At 74.8% G+C, this 18,118-nt stretch carries 17 protein-coding genes; 8 read left to right on the top strand and 9 right to left on the bottom strand.

Translation table 11 applies throughout. The features are described 5' to 3' along the window. Nucleotides 1-2 precede the first annotated feature (2 nt). Nucleotides 3-662, bottom strand: coding sequence for a lysophospholipid acyltransferase family protein (locus R4Z63_RS31380; protein WP_384453765.1), 660 nt, complete (start codon nucleotides 660-662; stop codon nucleotides 3-5). Between the two features lie 218 nt (nucleotides 663-880). Here R4Z63_RS31380 and R4Z63_RS31375 point away from each other — a divergent pair, with 218 nt between their 5' ends. After that, a complete protein-coding gene (locus R4Z63_RS31375; RefSeq protein ID WP_384453762.1) occupies nucleotides 881-3,190 on the top strand; it encodes a serine hydrolase in 2,310 nt (769 codons plus the stop codon). A gap of 69 nt (nucleotides 3,191-3,259) precedes the next feature. On the opposite strand, the gene R4Z63_RS31370 is transcribed toward R4Z63_RS31375, so the two are convergent. The 3 genes from R4Z63_RS31370 to R4Z63_RS31360 all read right to left on the bottom strand — a co-directional run bounded on the left by R4Z63_RS31370 (nucleotide 3,260) and on the right by R4Z63_RS31360 (nucleotide 6,778). Then, entirely contained in the window at nucleotides 3,260-4,450 is a 1,191-nt protein-coding gene (locus tag R4Z63_RS31370; RefSeq protein WP_384453759.1) for a S8 family peptidase, read from the bottom strand. A 247-nt stretch (nucleotides 4,451-4,697) separates the two neighbouring features. After that, entirely contained in the window at nucleotides 4,698-5,501 is an 804-nt protein-coding gene (locus R4Z63_RS31365) for a hypothetical protein (protein WP_037917353.1), read from the bottom strand. Further along, nucleotides 5,501-6,778: a VWA domain-containing protein gene (locus R4Z63_RS31360; RefSeq protein WP_384455648.1), complete on the bottom strand. Its 1,278-nt coding sequence runs from the start codon at nucleotides 6,776-6,778 to the stop codon at nucleotides 5,501-5,503. Before R4Z63_RS31360 ends, R4Z63_RS31365 begins: the two co-directional genes overlap by 1 nt. Before the next feature lie 104 nt (nucleotides 6,779-6,882). On the opposite strand from R4Z63_RS31360, the gene R4Z63_RS31355 reads away from it, so the two are divergent. Beyond that, on the top strand, nucleotides 6,883-7,248 hold the full coding sequence (locus R4Z63_RS31355) for a DUF6204 family protein (protein WP_384455645.1): 366 nt from the start codon (nucleotides 6,883-6,885) through the stop codon (nucleotides 7,246-7,248). Between the two features lie 39 nt (nucleotides 7,249-7,287). Here the strand turns inward: R4Z63_RS31355 and R4Z63_RS31350 are convergent, their stop codons facing one another. Together R4Z63_RS31350 and R4Z63_RS31345 are read right to left on the bottom strand one after the other, a co-directional pair. Next, nucleotides 7,288-8,919: an FAD-dependent monooxygenase gene (locus tag R4Z63_RS31350; protein WP_384455642.1), complete on the bottom strand. Its 1,632-nt coding sequence runs from the start codon at nucleotides 8,917-8,919 to the stop codon at nucleotides 7,288-7,290. Between the two features lie 115 nt (nucleotides 8,920-9,034). Then, nucleotides 9,035-9,445: an organic hydroperoxide resistance protein gene (locus tag R4Z63_RS31345; RefSeq protein ID WP_037917345.1), complete on the bottom strand. Its 411-nt coding sequence runs from the start codon at nucleotides 9,443-9,445 to the stop codon at nucleotides 9,035-9,037. Between the two features lie 128 nt (nucleotides 9,446-9,573). On the opposite strand from R4Z63_RS31345, the gene R4Z63_RS31340 reads away from it, so the two are divergent. Together R4Z63_RS31340 and R4Z63_RS31335 are read left to right on the top strand one after the other, a co-directional pair. Then, the gene (locus R4Z63_RS31340) at nucleotides 9,574-10,083 is read left to right on the top strand and encodes a MarR family winged helix-turn-helix transcriptional regulator (RefSeq protein WP_384455638.1); all 510 of its coding nucleotides are present in this window, start codon (nucleotides 9,574-9,576) and stop codon (nucleotides 10,081-10,083) included. Nucleotides 10,084-10,134: 51 nt separating this feature from the next. Then, nucleotides 10,135-11,169 carry a PHP domain-containing protein gene (locus tag R4Z63_RS31335; RefSeq protein WP_037917341.1) on the top strand — a complete coding sequence of 345 codons (1,035 nt, stop codon included), beginning with the start codon at nucleotides 10,135-10,137 and terminating at the stop codon, nucleotides 11,167-11,169. A gap of 86 nt (nucleotides 11,170-11,255) precedes the next feature. Here R4Z63_RS31335 and R4Z63_RS31330 read toward each other — a convergent pair whose 3' ends face one another. Continuing rightward, the gene (locus R4Z63_RS31330; protein ID WP_384455635.1) at nucleotides 11,256-12,143 is read right to left on the bottom strand and encodes a UbiA family prenyltransferase; all 888 of its coding nucleotides are present in this window, start codon (nucleotides 12,141-12,143) and stop codon (nucleotides 11,256-11,258) included. Nucleotides 12,144-12,219: 76 nt separating this feature from the next. On the opposite strand from R4Z63_RS31330, the gene R4Z63_RS31325 reads away from it, so the two are divergent. Genes R4Z63_RS31325 through R4Z63_RS31315 form a run of 3 tightly spaced genes read left to right on the top strand, consistent with a single transcriptional unit; the run spans nucleotide 12,220 to nucleotide 14,869 of the window. Beyond that, nucleotides 12,220-13,278, top strand: coding sequence for a type III polyketide synthase (locus R4Z63_RS31325; RefSeq protein WP_037917339.1), 1,059 nt, complete (start codon nucleotides 12,220-12,222; stop codon nucleotides 13,276-13,278). A gap of 5 nt (nucleotides 13,279-13,283) precedes the next feature. Next, nucleotides 13,284-13,847: an isoprenylcysteine carboxyl methyltransferase family protein gene (locus R4Z63_RS31320; RefSeq protein WP_384455632.1), complete on the top strand. Its 564-nt coding sequence runs from the start codon at nucleotides 13,284-13,286 to the stop codon at nucleotides 13,845-13,847. After that, nucleotides 13,844-14,869: an NAD(P)/FAD-dependent oxidoreductase gene (locus tag R4Z63_RS31315; RefSeq protein ID WP_384455629.1), complete on the top strand. Its 1,026-nt coding sequence runs from the start codon at nucleotides 13,844-13,846 to the stop codon at nucleotides 14,867-14,869. Before R4Z63_RS31320 ends, R4Z63_RS31315 begins: the two co-directional genes overlap by 4 nt. Before the next feature lie 68 nt (nucleotides 14,870-14,937). On the opposite strand, the gene R4Z63_RS31310 is transcribed toward R4Z63_RS31315, so the two are convergent. Beyond that, complete coding sequence (locus R4Z63_RS31310) at nucleotides 14,938-15,972, bottom strand: hypothetical protein (protein WP_384455627.1); 1,035 nt, start codon at nucleotides 15,970-15,972, stop codon at nucleotides 14,938-14,940. A gap of 176 nt (nucleotides 15,973-16,148) precedes the next feature. Between R4Z63_RS31310 and R4Z63_RS31305 the strand changes: the two genes are divergently transcribed. Then, on the top strand, nucleotides 16,149-17,750 hold the full coding sequence (locus tag R4Z63_RS31305; protein WP_491522642.1) for a carboxylesterase/lipase family protein: 1,602 nt from the start codon (nucleotides 16,149-16,151) through the stop codon (nucleotides 17,748-17,750). 27 nt (nucleotides 17,751-17,777) lie between these two features. Here the strand turns inward: R4Z63_RS31305 and R4Z63_RS31300 are convergent, their stop codons facing one another. Then, entirely contained in the window at nucleotides 17,778-18,017 is a 240-nt protein-coding gene (locus R4Z63_RS31300) for a hypothetical protein (protein WP_384455624.1), read from the bottom strand. Nucleotides 18,018-18,118: the final 101 nt, after the last annotated feature.

Below are 18,118 nucleotides of genomic sequence, written 5' to 3'. Positions count from 1 at the left end.
CGTCATCCTGCCGCGCGGGCCTCCCCGACGGCGGACGCGGCGGTGCGCCAGGCCTCGGTGACGGCCTCACGGACCCGGTCGGTCGCCTCGGGTACCCCGGCGGGAAGGTGCAGCGGCGCCCCGATGTGTACGTGCAGGCAGGGCCGGCGCAGCGGCGCCGTGAGGACCCCGGCGAGTTGCTTCGCGCGGCTGCCGGAGCACAGCCGGCGGGAGCCGGCCTGGCCCACGGGTACGACGGGGGCTCCCGTGGCGGCGGCGAGCCGGGCCAGTCCGCTGCGGAAGGGGCCCGGAGCGGACTCCCCCGCGTCGCGGCGCGTCGGCAGCCGGCCCTCGCCGTAGAGCAGCACGCTGCGGCCCGAGGCGAGGGCCACGGCGGCGGCGTCCAGCGCGTCGCCGGCCCGGGCGGTGCCGCGGTGAACGGCGATGTGCCCCTCGCGGCGCAGTGCGGGGCCCAGCAGAGGTACGCGCCAGAGACCAGCGGTGGCCAGGATGACCGGCTCGATCCCGTGCCGGCGCAGGGCCGTGACCACGACGGCGGGGTCGGCGAGCGAGGTGTGGTTGGCCACGAGGATGGAACCGGTGGCGGGCCGGGCACCGGGGTCGGCGGTGACGGTGAGCCGCCCGAAGGCGGGGACCAGGGCGGCGGCGATTCGGCTGAGCATGGGCGGGCCCGTTCGTTCGTGCGGTGGGGTCGCGCTCCATGGTCGACGGCGGCGGCGGTGCGGTCATGAGTAGGCGTACTCACCGAATATGACCGAACGGTCACAAGATCGGGGTCGGGGAACGCGTGGTGCGGGGCCCGCATCTAGCAGCGTGGCGGGGCCCTCTCGGCTGCCCGTCGAAGGTATCTGCACGGTGTGAACGGCAAGGCGGGGCTTGGATGAAGGCGGTAACAGTGACGGACGGTTCCTCGGACGACCCGAAGGACACGGGAACCACCGTCGCGGGGGCGGAACCCGGGAAGGCGGGGTCCCCTTCGGCGGACACGAACGCGGAGGCCGAAGACACCGCGGCGGACGCATCGCGGCCCGCGACGGGGTCGGACGACGAGCCGGAGGACACGGCCGAAACCAAAGCGGACCAGGAGTCCGCGCAGACCCCTTCGACGGCGCGGAAGGAAAGCCGGGCGGAGGCCGGCGCGGGGAAGACGCCGGACGCCGCCTCGGCGGACGACGAGCCCGCGGCCGACACACCGGCCGACACACCGGCCGACACCGATGCCCGGGACGACGGGCCCAGCGCCGCCGCCCCGGACGCCGAGCCCGCGGCCGAGGCACCGGCCGGCCCCGACACCGACCCCGAGGCCGACGCCGACGCCGACGCCGACGCCGACGCCGACAGCGGTGCCCGAACCGAAGACCCCCGGGCCGACGCCCCCGACGACGACACCGACGCCGAACCGGCAGCGGACGCCGGGGACTCGCGCACGCAGATCCTCCGCCTCCCCCGCGCCACCGCCGAGGACCGCAAGGCGCGGAGCAAGCCTGAACCTGAGGCCGAGGTCGAGGCCGACGCCGACGCCGACGCCGACGCCGACGCCGAAGACTCGCGCACGCAGACCCTGCGCGCGCCGGGCGCCGCCGCTCCGGACCGCAAGGCTGGGGAGACGCCCGGCACCGCAGGCGCCGGTGTGGGCGAGAAGGCGTCCGCCGCCGGAACCGCTCCGAAGGTGCCGTCCTGGGCGGCAGTACGTGACAAGGCGGCACGTGAAGAGGCGGCGCGTGCAGGGGAATCCGATCCGGTGTCGGACTCCGATCCGGACTCGGATGCGGTTTCCGACCCCGAACGGACGAGCCGGTTCGTCGCGCTGAAGGATCCCGACGCGCCGGCGCCCGTCGCGGCGCGCCCCCTGCCTCAGGCGCCCGCGCAGCCGGCCGCGCCGGGCCCCCTGCCGCCGCTGGACCTGCTGGCCGAGCTCACCAACACCCCTCCCCCGCCGGAGACCCCTCGCCGGACCGTGCTGCGCCGCGTCAAGGTGTGGACGCCGATTCTGCTGTTGCTCGCCGGTGCCTGCATCGGCGGCCAGATGCTGCGGCCCCTGCCCGCCCCCCGGCTCGTCGCCGCGGAGACCGAGCACACCGTCGACGGGCAGTTCTCCATGCCGTGGCCCGGCCAGGGCCAGGGAGCCGTCCGCGTCGTCGGTTCCGGCGACATCGGCACCTTCGGTGAGCAGCGGCCCGTACCGACGGCCAGCGTCGCCAAGATCATGACGGCCTACGTGATCCTCAAGGGCCATCCGCTGCGCAAGAACGAGGCCGGCCCGGACATCACCGTCGATGCGAAGGCGGTGGCGGACGGAAATTCCGAGCACGAATCCCGGATCAGGGGTCTCACCGCCGGGTCGAGGTTCAGCCAGCAGGACATGCTGAAGATGCTGATGATCCCCTCGGGCAACAACATCGCCCGTCTGCTGGCGCGCTGGGACACGGGCACCGATTCCGAGGCCGCGTTCGTGGAGAAGATGAACGCCGCCGCCCGGGAACTCGGCATGAAGGACACCACGTACACCGACCCGAGCGGTCTGGACGCGGGCACCGTCAGCACGGCCGCCGACCAGCTGAGACTCGCCGAGGCGGTGATGAAGGACGACGCCTTCCGGGCGATCGTCGCCCTGCCGGAGGCCTCCATCAAGGGCCTGGGCGAGAAGCTCGTCAACAACAACCACCTGCTCACCGACTCCAACCTCAGCATCCGCGGGATCAAGACCGGCTCCAGCACACCCGCCGGCGGCACCTTCGTGTGGGCGGCCTACAAGACGGTCGGCGAGGAGACCGAGCTGATCGTCGGTTCGTTGATGGAACAGCGCGCGCCCGCCCCGGACGTGGACGCCCTCAACAGCCTGGCCCTGGTGAAGACGAACAGCAAGAAGATCATCGAAGCGGTACGGACGGCCCTCGCCTCCGGCCCGCTCGTCCGCAAGGGCGACGTCGTCGGCTACGTGGACGACGGACTCGGCGGCCGTACTCCGCTCGTGGCAGTCAAGGACCTGAACGTGACCAGCGTGCCCGGGCAGCGGTTCAGGCTGTCCCTCGACGCCGGCTCCTCAGCGCTCCCGCGCACGGCGAAGTCCGGGACGGAGGTCGGTGTGCTGACGGCGGGTGAGGGTGAGGGCGCCAAGAGCGTCCCGGTGGCCGTCAAGGGAGCTCTGGCGGAGCCCTCGTTCGGGACGAGGCTCACGCGTCTCGGCTGAGCAGGGTCCCGTCCGCCGGTTCGGCCCCGAACCGGCGGCAGGCGGCTGAGGACGGGCGACGACCGTCCGTCACATGCCGTCCGTGAACAGCAGTCGGCCGGGGCTGCCTGCGTCGGTGCCGGTCAGGACGTCCTCGGTGGCCTTCTCCACGAGCCACCCGGCGACCTCCTGCGGGGCGGCCGCCGGATGGGCCGCCTTGTAGAGGGCGCCCGCTCCGGTGACGTGCGGGGCGGCCATGGACGTGCCGTCGAGGGCGATGGTGCCGCCGCCGAGCAGCGCGGAATCGATCTGCTCGCCGGGGGCGTGGATCTCCACGCACTCGCCACGGTTGGAGAAGCGGGACTGCTCGTCGCGCCGGCTGCTGGCGGCCACGGTCACCACCCGCTCCGCCGAGGCCGGGGAGACCGTGCAGGCGTCGGCCGCCGCATTCCCGGCGGCGACGACCGGGAGGGTGCCGGCCTCGGCCACGGCGGTGGCGGCCCGGTTGACGGCCTCGGAGCGGCCACCGCCCAGGGAGACGTTGAGTACAGCGGGCTGCCGGGCGTTCGCCGCCACCCAGTCCAGTCCGGCGATGACCGCCGAGTGGTCGCCCCGGCCGTCGCAGCCGAGTACGCGGACGCTGACCAGGCGCACGGAGCGTGCGACGCCGTACGTCCGGCCGCCGATGGTGCCCGCGACGTGGGTACCGTGGCCTTCGCAGTCCTGGCCGCCACCGCCGTCCCCGACGGCGTCGAAACCGGGCTCGGCCCGGCCCTCGAACTCGGGGTGGGAGTAGTCGATGCCGGTGTCGAGGACGTAGGCCGTCACGCCGGCGCCGTCGCCGCCGGTGGTGAAGTGACCGTCGAGCGGGAGGGTCCGCTGGTCGATGCGGTCCAGGCCCCATGTCGGTGCAGGGGCCCGGGCGGTGGACGGTGCGGCCGGGCCGGGCGGCGTCGGTGGGGCCGAGATCTCCGCGTCGGCCTCCACCGAGCGCACCCCGGGGGTGGTGCGGACGTCGTCCAGCTGGCCGGGGGTCAGCGGCACCGCGAAGCCGTTCATCGCCGATTCGTAGACGAAGGTGGGCTCCAGTCCGAGCCGGTGTGCGAGGGCGGCGGCGTCCACGCCGTCGTCGAGGCTGACGATGAACGCGCCGGGAACCGCGGCGGCGGGCAGCAGGAGCGGAGCCGGCACGGGTTCCGGAACGTCCGCGGCCGCGGCGCCGGCGCGTGCGGGGGCAGCCGCGATCAGGGCGGCGACGGTCAGGCGGACGAGCAGGCGCATGGAGGTACTCCCCGGGAGATGGGCGGTCATCAGGAGACGGCCGCGCCCTCGCCGGTGTCCAGGTGCGGCCTCCCTCTCCTTCGGACAGGGCCCGGGCGGGCTTGAGGAGCCGCCCTCACATGGCCCAGCACTCCTGCCGGGCCCGGCCTCGGACCGGGCGGTCACGACCGGGGCGGCGACCGCCCTCCGCTCGCCCGTCACCGGCCGTTCTCCCGCCGAGGGCGGGAGAACGGCCGGTGAGCCGGGGTCAGGCGCCGGGCGGCACCCGGGACGGGCGGCCCCGGCCGCGCGTCAGGGAGTAGCCGAAGATGCCCGCGAGGGCTCCGAGCACTCCGCCGGCCGCCGTCCAAAGCCAGCGGTCGGACCACCAGCCGCCGGACCAGCCGTCCTCCGGGTCGCGCAGGGAGCCGGTCACCGTACCGGCGACCAGCGGTTCGGCGAGGGCCCCGTCCACCGCGAAGGCGCCTCCCTGCTCCCGGGCGTCGGCCTCGACGGCCACGCGCACCGGCAGGCCCAGGTCCTCCTCCGGCAGGTCCACGACCGTCAGGCGGACGTAGTAGCTGCCCGGGAGCGGGTCGTTGGCCCACGGCTCCGCTCCGGCGCGTACCGTGCGCAGGGTGCAGGACAGCTCGACCGAGGCCGCCTCCTTGGCCGCCGCCCTGCTCTGCATGCCGTACGTGCAGGCCTGCCGGCGGCGGAGCCCGTCGTACACGTCGAGCCGCCAGGTCGAGGTGCCGTGCCGGGCGGCGGACTCGGGCAGGGTGACGTCGGCCTTCACGGTGACGCGCTGCTGGGCATCGACCGGAAGCACCCAGTACAGGTAGTCGCCGCTGGAGGCGCCGGCCGTGGCCTTCTGGCCGGGCCACAGCGGTGTGGCGGTGCGGAAGCTCGTGCCCGCCTCGGTCGGGGCGGCGGCCCCGGCGGTGTCCTTTCCGGGGGTGGCACTCGGCGACGGGGTGTCGGCGATGGCCGTACCGGCGGCCGTACCCGCCACCGCGAGGGCGGCGGCCGCCGCGAGCAGGCCCGCGGCCAGTCTGCGTACGGTACGCATCAGTTGGTCCTCCAGACGGAGATGCGCCAGCGGGAGATCCATCCCCACACCAGTCCGGCCAACAGTCCGGCCAGCACCAACACGGCCAGCGTCCACCAGCCGCGCCCGAGGCCGAAGGCCGCGGCGTCGGAGGCGTCACGCGGGCCGTCGACCAGGTCGATGGTCAGCTCGACGGGCATGCCGGGAGTGGTCTTCACGGAGGCGGGAGCGGAGAAGGAGTTGCTGACCTGGAGGCAGACGGTTTCGGCCGCGGGCTTCGCGTCCGAGCCGGTGTCGTCGGTCTCGGCCTTGGGGTAGCGCAGGCCGGTGGAGAGGACGTCGGTGCGGCCGTCGCCGGCCTCCGAGCCGCGGACGATCTCCCGCCCGTGGATGGTCGTGGCGCGCAGCAGGACGCCGTAGTCGTTGTTGACCGCCCTGTCGGCTCCGATGCTCACCGAGGCGCGCAGTTCCTGGCCGGGCAGCACGTCCACCCGGTACCAGCGGTGCTCGCCGAAGGTCTCGCGGTCGCTGTAGAGACCGGCCTTGAGCTGCGGGGCACTCGCGCACTGCTTCGCGCCCTCGGTCGCCACCGGGTTGACGACCGGGTCGGCGGCCCGGTCAACGAGTTGGCGGACCCGGCCGGAGAGGTCCGCCTTGTGCTGGACGGAGGTGTAGGTACCGCCGGTGGCTTCGGCGATGCAGGTCAGCTGGGCCCGGGTCTTGGCGTCGGGAACCAGGCCGAGGGTGTCGATGACCAGGTGGATGCCCTTGGCCGCGATGTCGCGGGCCACTTCGCACGGGTCGAGCGGGGCACAGGTGTCCTCGCCGTCGGTGATGAGCACGATCCGCTTGGTGGCGTTGCCTCCCTCCAGGTCCTGGGCCGCGCCGAGCAGGGCCGGCCCGATCGGGGTCCAGCCGGTCGGGGCGAGGGTCGCCACGGCGGTCTTGGCCTCGGTCCGGTCGAGGGGGCCCACCTTGTAGAGCTGCTTGGTGTCCTTGCAGCCGAGCGTGCGGTCGTCACCCGCGTAGTCGGCGCCCAGGGTCCGTATCCCGAGCTGGACTTCCGCGGGGACGGCGTCGATGACCTCGTTGAAAGCCTGCTTCGCGGCGGCCATGCGGGACCCGCCGTCGATGTCGTTGGTCCGCATGGAGCCACTGACGTCCAGGACGAGGTCGACCTTGGGGGGTTCCTTCGCCGCCGGTCCGTCGGCGGCCGTGGCGCTCGCCGGGAAGAGCCCGACGGCCAGAGCGGCGAACAGGGCGCAGGCCCTGGCCGCGAGCCGTTTTCTTGTGATCATCGCCGGATCGTATTGAGGATCGTCCGGCAATCCAAAAACGGGGGTGGGGCGGACCGGTCGATATCCGGATGCGGGGTACGGAGCCCCCGTCCTAGGCTGCGCGGATGAGTACCCGTACTTTCCGTATCACCGTCCGCGGCGCGTTCGACGGACTGACCGACGACCAGCGGGCCGAACTGCTCGCCGCCGCGTCCGAGCACGACATGCTCCGCGCGGAGTTCACGGCCGAGGGGCATCTGACGTACGACCTCGCGGCGCGCCCCTTCTTCACCTTCCGTTTCTTGGACTCGGGGGAGGCGGAGGAGGACATCCTCGACGCGGCGGCCCGGGCGGAGCTGGCGGCAGAGGCCTGGCTGACGGAGCGCGGCTACGGTTTCAAGCAGCTGCGGTCACAGGCGCAGGACCTGTCGCTGGCGGCGCTGGGCAAGCGGGGGCGCCGGGAGGCCGCGCGCGCCGGGGCGCGGGACTGACGTCCGGCGAGGAGCCCGTCCGGGCGGGCCTCCGAGGGGTCAGCCACGGACGTCCCGGGCGAACACGGTCGCGAGATGTGCGGCCAGTCGCCCCGGGGTCGGCGGGGAGAGCCGGGCGCCGAGGTATCCGTCCGGGCGCACGAGGAGCGCGGTCGGCGGCCGGGAGGCGTAGATGCGGGCGAACTCGCCGCCGGTGTCGTGGTACGCGGGCAGGGCACCCGGGCCCGCCGGGGCGTCGGGCGGGGTGTCGGCCGGCAGGACGACGCACGTCTCGACCCGGCCGCCGGAGTACTCCCGCGCCGTCAGGGCGAGTTCGTCGAGGCCGGTACCGTGGAGCAGGAGGACGTGTTCGCGCCCGCGGAGCAGGTCGGCGAGGCGCAGCGGGACGGCCGCGATCGGCGAGGTGAGGCCGCCGCAGTCCGGGGCCCGGTCGCCGGGACGGGGTCCGGGGCCCTCTCCCGGGGGGTCGGTGATGGGGCTTCCGCGGTAGCCGACGAGCAGTTGGGCCTCGCGCAGGATCAGGGTGCGGGCGTTCTCGGGGTCGGACTGGACTCCTCGGGCGGAGGCATGGCGCACCGTGCGGCCCACGACCTCCTCGCCGACGGGGCGGCGTTCGGCGTCGTAGCTGGGCAGGAGGCCGGGGTGGGCGGCGCCGTCGACGGCCAGGGCGAGCTTCCATGCCAGGTTCCAGGCGTCCTGGATTCCGGTGTTCATGCCCTGGGCGCCGGTCGGCGGGTGGATGTGCGCGGCGTCGCCGGCGATGAGGACGCGGCCATGCCCGTACCGGTCCACGATCCGGTGGCTGATCCGGAAGACCGAGGACCAGCGCATGTGCGAGGCGGTGGCGGGGGTCGGCGAGAGCCGGTCCAGGACGGTCTGGATGTCGGCCAGTTGCGGAGCCGGGCCGTTCTGGAGGCCGTGGGCGACACCGTCGGCGGCCTGTTCGGCCGTGGACAGTTCGGGCGGTACCTTCATGGACATCCGGTAACGGGCGCGGCCCGGCAGCGGGATGCACACGAGTACGTCGTCCACGGCGCCGGCGGCGTCCAGGTGCATGGCGCGCAGGGAGTACCCGTACGGCAGGTCCCCGTCGGCCTCGACGTCGGCGAGCATGTACTCCTCGGGGAAGGCGCCGCCCTCGAAGGACAGCCCGAGTCCCTTGCGCACGACGCTGTGGGCGCCGTCGCAGCCCACCAGGTAGCGGGTGCGCAGCTCTTCCTCGGCGCCCGAGCGGGTGCGCAGCCGGCTGGTGACGCCGTCCGCGTCCTGGCGGAACGAGACCAGTTCGGTGCCGCGTTCGACGGCGGTTCCCCAGCGGGCCAGGTGCTCTTCGAGGATGCGCTCGGTCTCGTACTGCGGCAGCGCCGCGAAGCGGTAGGGCACTTCGGGCGGCAGGACGAGGTCGATGCGGGGCTGCTCGACGCCGTTGACGTACGTGAGCTGGCCGCGCAGCGGGACGGCCGCGTCCAGCACGGGGCGGACCATCCCCATCCGGTCCCAGATCTCCAGGGTGCGCGGCTGGATGCCCACGGCCTTCGCGTAGGGCAGCCGGGCGGGGAGCCTGTCGACGATCCGGCAGGCGACGCCCCTGCGGCGCAGCTCGGCGGCGGCGGTCAGGCCCACCGGACCCGCGCCGACGACCAGTACGTCCGTCGTGTTGGTGTGCGCCACTGGCGCCTCCCGGCGTGCGGCCCCCGTCGGAGTCGGTCCGACTCCATGGTGGCCGCACGCCGGGCGTCCGGCATCTCCGCCGGTCCCCGGCAGGTTCCCGGCCGGACGGCCCGCGTCACTCGATGACGAGGTCGACCTCGATGTTGCCGCGGGTGGCACGGGAGTAGGGGCAGACCTCGTGGGCCTGCTTGACCAGCAGGGCGCCGGTCTCACCGGCGAGGGAGTCCGGGAGTTCGACGCGCAGGGTGGCGGCGAGGCCGAAGCCGGCGCCGTCCTTGAGGATCGAGACCTCCGCGGTGACCGAGGCCTCGCTGGTGTCGACCTTGGCCTGGCGGCCGACCAGGCCGAGCGCGCTGGCGAAGCAGGCGGCGTAGCCGGCGGCGAAGAGCTGCTCGGGGTTGGTGCCCTGTCCGTTGCCGCCCAGCGCCGGGGGCATGGCCAGGGCGAGGTCGATCTGGCCGTCGGAGCTGACGGCGCGGCCCTCGCGGCCGTTGGCGGTGGCGACAGCGGTGTAGAGCGCGTCCATGAGAGTTCCTCTCGCAAGCGGTGAACCGTGGTGGCGGCCGAGGCCGGCCGCGCCCCATCAGTAGAGCACGCAATTAAGTTGTGCGCAATTCAATGCCTCTCCAGGTCTTGCCGGGTAGACTGGCCGGCATGACCGAGCAGCCCACCTCCATCGGCTCCGACCAGGACTTTCTGCGCCTCGACGGGCAGATCTGCTTCGCGCTGAACGCCGCGAGCCGCGCCTTCGGAGGCCTCTACCGCGTGGTCCTCAAGGACCTGGGGCTCACCTACCCGCAATACCTGGTGATGCTGGTGCTCTGGGAGCACGGCCAGCTGCCGGTCAAGGAGATCGGACAGCACCTGCGGCTGGACTCGGGCACCCTGTCCCCCTTGCTCAAGCGGCTGGAAGCGGCCGGGCTGGTACGCCGCGAGCGCAGCACCGAGGACGAGCGCTCCGTCCGCGCTCACCTGACCGAGGAAGGTGCGGCGCTGCGCTCCCGCGCGGCGGAGGTGCCCCGGCGGATCGCGGCGGCCACCGGTTTCGAGCTCGCCGAGGTGGCCGATCTCCAGGACCGCCTGGGTCGGCTCACCGCCGCGCTGGACGCCGCCGTGCCCCTGGCGGAGGCGCAGGAGGCGGCCCAGGGTCCACGGGAGGCGTAGCCGCCGTCCGCGACGGACACTGGGGCCACCCCGTGCGGCAGGAGGTGGCCGATGGACCCGGCTGCGGCGCTGGACCGGATCGCGTTCCTGCTGGAACGCGCGCAGGCGCCCGGCTACCGGGTGCGGGCATTCCGCACCGCGTCCGCGGTGGTCGTGCGCCTGGGGCCCGAGGAGGTGGCGGAGCGGGCCGCCGCCGGCTCCCTGGAGGCGGTCAAGGGACTCGGCCCCAAGACGGCCGCAGTGGTACGGGAGGCACTCGCCGGCGGGGTGCCGGCCTATCTGCGCGGCCTGGAGGACCAGGCCGCGGCGCTTCCGGAGGGCCCCCCGCCGTCACCGGCCGCCGCCGCACTGCGGGCGGCCCTGCGCGGGGACTGCCACCTGCACTCGGACTGGTCGGACGGCGGCAGCCCGATCGAGGCGATGGGCCGGGCGGCTGCCGACCTGGGCCACGCATGGGCCGTGCTGACCGACCACTCGCCGCGACTGACCGTGGCACGCGGCCTCTCCCCCGACCGCCTGCGCGAGCAGCTGGACGCCGTGGCTGCGCTCAACGCCACCTGGGCGCCCTTCCGGCTGCTCACCGGGATCGAGTGCGACATCCTGGACGACGGGGCCCTCGACCAGGAGCCGGAACTGCTGGACCGGCTCGATCTCGTGGTCGGCTCGGTGCACTCGAAACTGCGGATGGACGCGCCCGCGATGACCCGGCGGATGCTGGCCGCCGTGCGCAACCCGCTGATGGACGTCCTGGGGCACTGCACGGGGCGGCTGGTCACCGGCCGGACCCGGCCGGAGTCCCGGTTCGACGCCGAGGCGGTGTTCGCGGCCTGTGCGGAAACGGGCACGGCCGTGGAGATCAACAGCAGGCCCGAGCGGCTTGATCCGCCGCGGCGGCTGCTGCGGACGGCCGTGGCGGCCGGGACCTTCTTCGCCATCGACACCGACGCGCACGCCCCGGGCCAGCTGGACTGGCAGGTCCTCGGCTGCGAACGGGCCGTGGAGTGCGGTGTTGCGACGGAGCGTGTCATCAACACCTGGCCGGCCGGCCACCTCCTGGCCTGGACCCGCACCCGCCGGGCCCCCTGAGGCGCGACCGACCGTGAGGCCGTCGCGGGGGCGGACGTCGCGGGGGCGGCCCGGCCCCGCCGGGCGAACACCGCCCGGCGGGGTGCTCAGGGGCGGAGCTCGGCGACCAACAGGACCACGTCGGCCGCGGCCACCGCCATCACCGTCAGGAACGGGAGCTTCCCCGCGGGCCTGCGGGACGCCAGGAGCAGTGCCGCCGCCGTCGCGCCCAGTAGTGCCCAGCCGTACGCCGTCACCCGCCCCGGCGGTCCGGCGACCAGGGCCGCGGTCGAGCCCAGGACGAGCAGCCCGGCCACCGTGGCCGAGCGCCGGGCGCCCAGCCGCTGCGGCAGCCCGAGCACCCCGGTGGCCAGGTCGTCGTCGATGTCGGGCAGCACGTTGGCGAAGTGGGCGCCCGCCCCGAGCAGGGCCGCCGCCGCCATCAGCCACGGCGGCGGCCAGGGCCCACCGGGCAGCCCCAGGGTGACGAAGGCCGGCAGCAGGCCGAAGGCCAGGGCGTACGGGGCCCAGGAGGCGGCCGTGCCCTTCAGCCGGAGGTTGTATCCCCAGGCGGCCGCCACGCCGACCAGGTGCACCGCGCCGGCGAGCCCGCCGGCCGCCAGGGACAGCGGCACACAGAGCAGGAGCGCGACGACCGCCGCCCGTGCCACGGCGGCGGCCGACACCCTGCCGGCGACCAGGGGCTTGTCCCTCCGGCCCGAGACCAGGTCGCGCCGCAGGTCGGCCCGGTCGTTGCACCAGCCGACCGACAGCTGGCCGGCAGCCACGGCCCCCGCCGCGAGGGCGGCCCCCGCCGGCCCGTGCCCCGCCGCGACGGCCAGCACAGCGGTGAAGAGCGTGACGGCCGCCGCGGGCAGCGGGTGGGAGGCCGCAGCCAGGGCGGCCAGGGCGCGGGCGGCGCCGACCGCGCCGGGGCCCTCGGCATTCTCGGGGCGCTCGGGACGCTGGGCACTCTGCGCGGTTCGCACGGGCACGGCGACACACTAGGCGGCGCCGCGCCCGAATCAGCGCATTCGTAACGAAGTGTCAGTTCTTTTCTATGGTGACTCAATGACACGTGTTCTGGCAGTGCGCAGCGTGTTCCCGCCCCACCGCCATTCCCAGGCCGAGATCACGGAGGCGCTCGTCCGGTTCCAGCCGCCCGGCGCCGACACCGCCCTGCTGCGCCGGGTCCACGCCTCGGTGCGCGTGGAGAGCCGTCATCTCGCCCTCCCGCTGGAGCGCTACGGGCCCGCCAACGACTTCGGCACGACGAACGCCCTCTTCCTGGAGACGGCCCGGGAAATCGGATCACGGGCGCTGGAACTGACCCTCGCCGACGCCGGTCTGACGGCCCCCGAGATCGATCTGGTCATGTCGACCACCGTGACCGGGCTCGCCACCCCCTCGCTGGAAGCGCGCCTGGCCGCACCCGCCGGGCTGCGACCCGACGTACGGCGGCTGCCGCTCTTCGGCCTCGGCTGTGCCGCCGGGGCAGCCGGAGTGGGCCATCTGCACGAGCTCCTCGCCGGCCGGCCGGGTCACGCGGCCCTGCTGCTGTCCACCGAGCTGTGTTCGCTCACCCTCCAAGCCACCGACTCCTCGATGGCGAACCTGGTGGCCGGGGCCCTCTTCGGCGACGGTGCGGCCGCCCTGGTGGCGGTGGGCCGCGGCCATCCGCTGCACGCGACAGGCACCGGCCCCGAGGTCGTCGCCACCCGCAGCCGCCTCTACCCGGGCACCGAGCACGCCCTGGGCTGGGACATCGGCCACTGGGGCATGCGCATGGTCCTCGGCCGCGAGCTCCCCGATCTGGCGCGGCTGCACGTGGCCGAGGAGGTGGAGAGCTTCCTCGCCGCGCACGACCTCAAGCCCGCGGACGTCGACGCGTGGATCTGCCATCCCGGCGGCCCGAAGATCCTCGACGCCCTCTCGGACGCACTGGCCCTGCCGGAGGCGGCCTTCGCGGCGAGCCGGCGGTCACTGGCCGCCGTGGGAAACCTCTCGTCCGCCTCGGTCCTGCACATCCTGGAAGGCGTCCACCGCGACGGACCGCCGCCCGGCTCCGTCGGGCTGATGCTCGGCATCGGCCCCGGCTTCGCCTCCGAACTCGTCCTCCTGCGCTGGTGAACCCCGTGAACTCCCTGAGCCTGTACCAGCTGCTCGTCTGTCTCGTCGCCGCCGAACGGCTCGCCGAGCTGGCCACCGCCCGCCGCAACACCGCGTGGAGCCTGGCGCGCGGCGGCCAGGAGTACGGCCGCGGCCACTACCCGGCCATGGTCGCCCTGCACACCGCGCTGCTGGTGGGCTGCGTCGTCGAACCCTGGTCGGCCGGGCGGCCTTTCGTCCCCCTGCTCGGCTGGTCGGCCCTCGCCGTCGCCGTCGCCGCCCAGGGCCTGCGCTGGTGGTGCATCGCCTCCCTCGGCCCGCGCTGGAACACCCGGGTGCTCGTCGTCCCCGGACTTCCGCTGGTGGAGAGGGGTCCGTACCGGGTGCTGCGCCATCCGAACTACGTGGCGGTGGTCGCGGAGGGCGCCGCGCTGCCGCTCGTGCACTCCGCCTGGCTGACCGCGCTCGGCTTCACCGTGCTCAACCTGGCCCTGCTGAGGGTGCGGATCGGCTGCGAGGACGCCGCCCTGACGGACGGCGGACGGCTGCGGGCGCCCGCCTCCGTCCCGTCGGCGGGAGCGCCGTCATGATCGACCTGCTGGTCGCCGGCGGCGGTCCGGCCGGGCTGGCGACCGCCATCCACGGCGCCCTCGCCGGCCTGGAGGTCGTGGTGGCGGAGCCGCGCCCCACCCCGATCGACAAGGCCTGCGGGGAAGGCCTGATGCCCGGGGCGGTACGCCGCCTCGGTGCGCTGGGCGTATCCGTCTCCGGACAGCCGTTCCGAGGCATCCGCTACGTCGACGGCACCAGCGGCCTGCGCGCCGAGGGGCTCTTCCGGTGCGGGCCGGGCCTCGGATCCCGCCGCACGGACCTCCAGTCCGCGCTCGCCGGCCGGGCCGCGCAGCTGGGGGTACAGTTCCTGCCGCGACGCGTCGACCGGGTGCACCAGAGCGCTGAACACGTCACCGCGGCCGGATTGACCGCCCGCTATCTCGTCGCTGCGGACGGCCTGCACTCCCCCGTCCGGCGCGGGCTCGGCCTGTCGGCCCCGGCCGCCCCCCGCCGTCCGGCCCGCTACGGACTGCGCCGCCACTTCACCGTCGCGCCGTGGAGCGACCTGGTCGAGGTGCACTGGTCGGCGCGGTCCGAGGCCTACGTCACCCCGCTCGCGCCCGACCGGATCGGCGTCGCGGTGCTCACCGCAGACCAGGCGCCCTTCGACGAACAACTCGCTCACTTCCCCCACCTGGCGGACCGACTGAGCGGATACGCCGACACACCGGTGCGCGGCGCCGGTCCGCTGCGCCAGGGGGCACGTGTCCGCGTCGCGGGGCGGGTGCTGTTCGTGGGGGACGCAGCGGGCTACGTGGACGCCCTGACCGGCGAAGGGCTCACCCTGGCCGTGACGGCCGCGGGCGAACTCGTGCGGTGCGTACGGGCCGGACGACCCCAGGCCTACGAGCAGGCCTGGCGGGAGCTGTCGCGCAGCTACCGCGCGCTCACCGAGGCGCTGCTCTGGGCGCGGCGGCGGCCGCGCCTCGCGCCCCGCATCGTCCCGCTGGCCGCCCGCCTGCCGAGGGTGTTCACCGGGGCGGTCAACCTGCTCGTCTGAGGAGCGCGCGAACGCAGCGGCACCCCGCGCGGTGCGCGGGGTGCCGCTGCGGCGGTCGGAGCCGCCCGTCAGGCCGAAGCCTCCTGACGGTTCCTCAGTGCCAGGCCGGCAAGGACCGCCCCGGCCGCCGCGCACAGCATGACGGCGGCACCCGCCCAGGCCAGGCCGCCGCCCACGGTGCCGGCCAGCGGGTCGAAGGCCAGCGAGCCACCGAGGACGTGCAGGGCCACCACGCCCACCGCCGTGGCCGCGCCGGCCCGCCACACGGCCGTGGTGTCGCGCAGCGCCACGAGCGCGCCGACGGCGAGGCACGCCAGGGTGACCAGGAGGGGCAGCAGGCCGAGGGGGCCCGCCGACGACAGGGCCGTCAGGTCCTGCGGCAGGTGCAGGGCGCCGCTGACCAGCAGGGCGATCGCCACGGGCCAGCGCAGCGCGTGCCCGCGCGCCGCACTGCCGGCCGGTGCCGGGACGGGAGCCGGCGGCCGGGGCTTCGCCCGGCGGGGCGCGTCGTACGGCTCCCTGTACGTGGGCTCGTGAGGCTTCGCGTACGGCCCCGGCGTCGGCGCAGGGTGCGGCTCGGCGGCGGGTGCGGGCGCCTCGGCGGGTCGGGCGCGGTTCTGCTGCTCCGGCTCGCCGGGCGCGTCCCGGCCGAGGATGTTCACCAGCAGGGCGACGTCCTCGATGGACCGCCCGACGGCGGCGGCGCGCAGCGTCATGTCCGCCTCGCCCACCTCCTGCGGGGCGTCGCCCAGCAGGGTGACCATCCGTTCCACGTCCTGCACGGGCCGGGTCACGGCGGCCGCGCGCAGCGCCTCCTGTCCCGCGTCGGGCAGCCGGCCGTCCTCCTTGAGGAGGCCCACCAGAGCGGTGACCTCCTCCACCGGGCGGCAGGTGGCGGCCGTTTCCAGGAGGGTCCGCATGCGCAGCGTGCTCGGCGCGTCGGAATCGTCCGGGACATCCGGGCCGGCTGGGGCGACCGCTCGGTCCGGGGCGGCCGGCTCCGGTGGGGCGTCGGGGGCATCGGGGGCATCGGGGGCGGTGTTGTCGGGGGTCCCGCGGCTGCTTTCGTGCTGCGTCGCCGAGAGAGTGATGGGGTCATTCATGGAAAGCTCCGTTCGCCGACGCGCGGGTCTAGGCAATCGCACGCCGGTCATCGTGCGTCATGGTGAGCGCACGCTTTGTTACATTGAGTGCCACTTCCGCCCACTGCGCCATTCGGGGCGGGCAAACGGGGGTCGCCGTGACGGGCCCCGAGGGGAAGGGCGAAGCCGTGCCCGACATGCGAGGGGTCCGACGCCGGTGCGCGCTGCTGCTGCCCGTCGTGCTGCTGCTGACGGGCGCCTCGGCCGGGCCGGAGGGACCCGTCGTGGACACCGACCGCGGTCCGGTGCGGGGCCGGACCCACGGGGCGTACAGCACCTTCGAGGGGATCCCCTTCGCCGCTCCCCCCACCGGCCCGCGCCGTTGGCGGCTGCCGGAGCCGGCAGACCGCTGGAACGGCGTACGGGACGCGGGGACGCCCGGCGCCCGCTGTGTCCAGCTGCCCGTACTCGCTCCCGGCGGACCGGTCGGCTCCGAGGACTGCCTGTACCTCAACGTGACCGCCCCGGCCGGCCCGGCGGTCCGGGCTCGGCCGCGGCCGGTCATGGTCTGGTTCCATGGCGGAGGCTTCTTCAGCGGCTCCGGAGACGCCTACCGGCCGGACCGCCTGGCCGTCCAAGGTGATGTGGTCGTCGTGACGGTCAACTACCGGCTGGGCGTCTTCGGGCTGTTCGGTCACCCGGAGCTCGGCGGTGCCCCCGGCTTCGCCCTGGCCGACCAGCGGGCGGCACTGCGCTGGGTAGGGGCGAACGCGACGCAGTTCGGCGGGGACCCGGGCAACGTCACCGTCTTCGGCGAGTCGGCGGGCGCACTGAGTGTCTGCGCACACCTCGCCTCGCCCGCCTCGGCCGGCCTCTTCCACCGGGCGATCGTGCAGAGCGGCTCGTGCTCGACCGCGGCACCGCCGTCGGCACTGCTCGCGGACGCCGGGACCTACGAGCCCTTCGTGCCGGCGCGGCGCACGACCGAGGAGGGCGCCCGCGCGGCGGCCCGGCTCGGCTGCGACCGGCCCTCGGGCGTGCTGGACTGCCTGCGCGCACTGGACGCCGGCACCCTCGCGACCGCCGACCTGATGCAGCGTTTCTCACTGGTTCCGTACGGCGACGGCACCCTGCCGACGGAGCCGCGCCGTGCGCTGGAGGCCGGACGGTTCCACCGGGTGCCGGTGGCACTGGGAACCACGCGGGACGAGATGCGGCTCTTCCTGGCCCAGACCCTGGCGGCGTACTCGATCGGGGACGAGAACGCCTATCGGGCCCGGACCGAGCGGTCCTTCGGGGCGGAGACGGCCCGCGCCGTGGAGGCCGCTTACCCGGTGTCGGCGTACCCGACCCCCGCGATCGCCTGGGCCACCGTACTGACCGACGCGTCGTTCATCTGCCCGACGCTGCGGGACGGCGCGGCGCTGGGGCGGCACGTGCCCACGTACGGCTACCGGTTCGACGACCGCGACGCACCCGACTTCACCGGGCTGCCGCCGGTGCCGGGGCTGCCGCTCGGAGCGGCCCACGGCTTCGAACTGCCGTACCTGTTCACCCTCACCCCACTGGCGCGGCCACAGCAGCGACTCGCGGACCGGATGGCCGGCTACTGGACCGCCTTCGCCCGGACCGGCGTGCCGACGGCACCCGGCGCGTCGGGGTGGCCGCTGCTGGGCGTGCCCGCGCGGCTGCTGTCGCTGGCTCCCGGCGCCGACGGGATCCGCACGGTGGACGGGCGCGCCGAGCACCACTGCGGCCTCTGGGACGAGCGGTGGCCCGGTGTCACCACTGCTGAGTGAGGACCTCCTGCTCCGCGGTGCGCAGGGTCAGGGTGCCGTGATCGCCGTAGATCTCGCGGCGCCACCGCGTGAACAGGGCGGCGACGGCCCGTGCGTCTCCTCATCCGTCGTCGCGTCCAGGTCGCAGTCGGCCGGTGCCGGCGTGCGCACCCCGGTCTGCTGCGCTGCGGTCCGGTCCGCCCCGGTGGTACCGCACCCCGCCAGGACCGCGCACAGGAGCCCCGCCACCGCCAGGCGTCCGGCCCCGGACACCGCTGTCTTCGTCATCGCGTGCATCCCCCCTCGGGCTCCAAGAGGTGTTCACGCGCGCAGCGGTTCCCTCCGACCCCTCGGCCGGGGCCCGGAAGGCCGAGGCGCATCCGGGCCGG

The sequence above is a fragment of the Streptomyces sp. PL-29 genome, from assembly GCF_058344425.1.
The sequence above is the reverse complement of the archived record's forward strand: the minus strand, read 5'-3'. Positions and strand labels throughout refer to the sequence as shown.

Excerpts from the sequence above, each read along its gene's own strand:
- R4Z63_RS31365 (WP_037917353.1), bottom strand. The coding sequence starts at position 5,501 with ATGCGTACCGTACGCAGACTGGCCGCGGGCCTGCTCGCGGCGGCCGCC.
- R4Z63_RS31345 (WP_037917345.1), bottom strand. The coding sequence starts at position 9,445 with ATGGACGCGCTCTACACCGCTGTCGCCACCGCCAACGGCCGCGAGGGC.
- R4Z63_RS31300 (WP_384455624.1), bottom strand. The coding sequence starts at position 18,017 with ATGACGAAGACAGCGGTGTCCGGGGCCGGACGCCTGGCGGTGGCGGGG.
- R4Z63_RS31380 (WP_384453765.1), bottom strand. The coding sequence starts at position 662 with ATGCTCAGCCGAATCGCCGCCGCCCTGGTCCCCGCCTTCGGGCGGCTC.
- R4Z63_RS31315 (WP_384455629.1), top strand. The coding sequence starts at position 13,844 with ATGATCGACCTGCTGGTCGCCGGCGGCGGTCCGGCCGGGCTGGCGACC.
- R4Z63_RS31370 (WP_384453759.1), bottom strand. The coding sequence starts at position 4,450 with ATGCGCCTGCTCGTCCGCCTGACCGTCGCCGCCCTGATCGCGGCTGCC.
- R4Z63_RS31310 (WP_384455627.1), bottom strand. The coding sequence starts at position 15,972 with ATGAATGACCCCATCACTCTCTCGGCGACGCAGCACGAAAGCAGCCGC.
- R4Z63_RS31375 (WP_384453762.1), top strand. The coding sequence starts at position 881 with ATGAAGGCGGTAACAGTGACGGACGGTTCCTCGGACGACCCGAAGGAC.
- R4Z63_RS31340 (WP_384455638.1), top strand. The coding sequence starts at position 9,574 with ATGACCGAGCAGCCCACCTCCATCGGCTCCGACCAGGACTTTCTGCGC.
- R4Z63_RS31355 (WP_384455645.1), top strand. The coding sequence starts at position 6,883 with ATGAGTACCCGTACTTTCCGTATCACCGTCCGCGGCGCGTTCGACGGA.
- R4Z63_RS31325 (WP_037917339.1), top strand. The coding sequence starts at position 12,220 with ATGACACGTGTTCTGGCAGTGCGCAGCGTGTTCCCGCCCCACCGCCAT.
- R4Z63_RS31360 (WP_384455648.1), bottom strand. The coding sequence starts at position 6,778 with ATGATCACAAGAAAACGGCTCGCGGCCAGGGCCTGCGCCCTGTTCGCC.
- R4Z63_RS31305 (WP_491522642.1), top strand. The coding sequence starts at position 16,149 with ATGCGAGGGGTCCGACGCCGGTGCGCGCTGCTGCTGCCCGTCGTGCTG.
- R4Z63_RS31335 (WP_037917341.1), top strand. The coding sequence starts at position 10,135 with ATGGACCCGGCTGCGGCGCTGGACCGGATCGCGTTCCTGCTGGAACGC.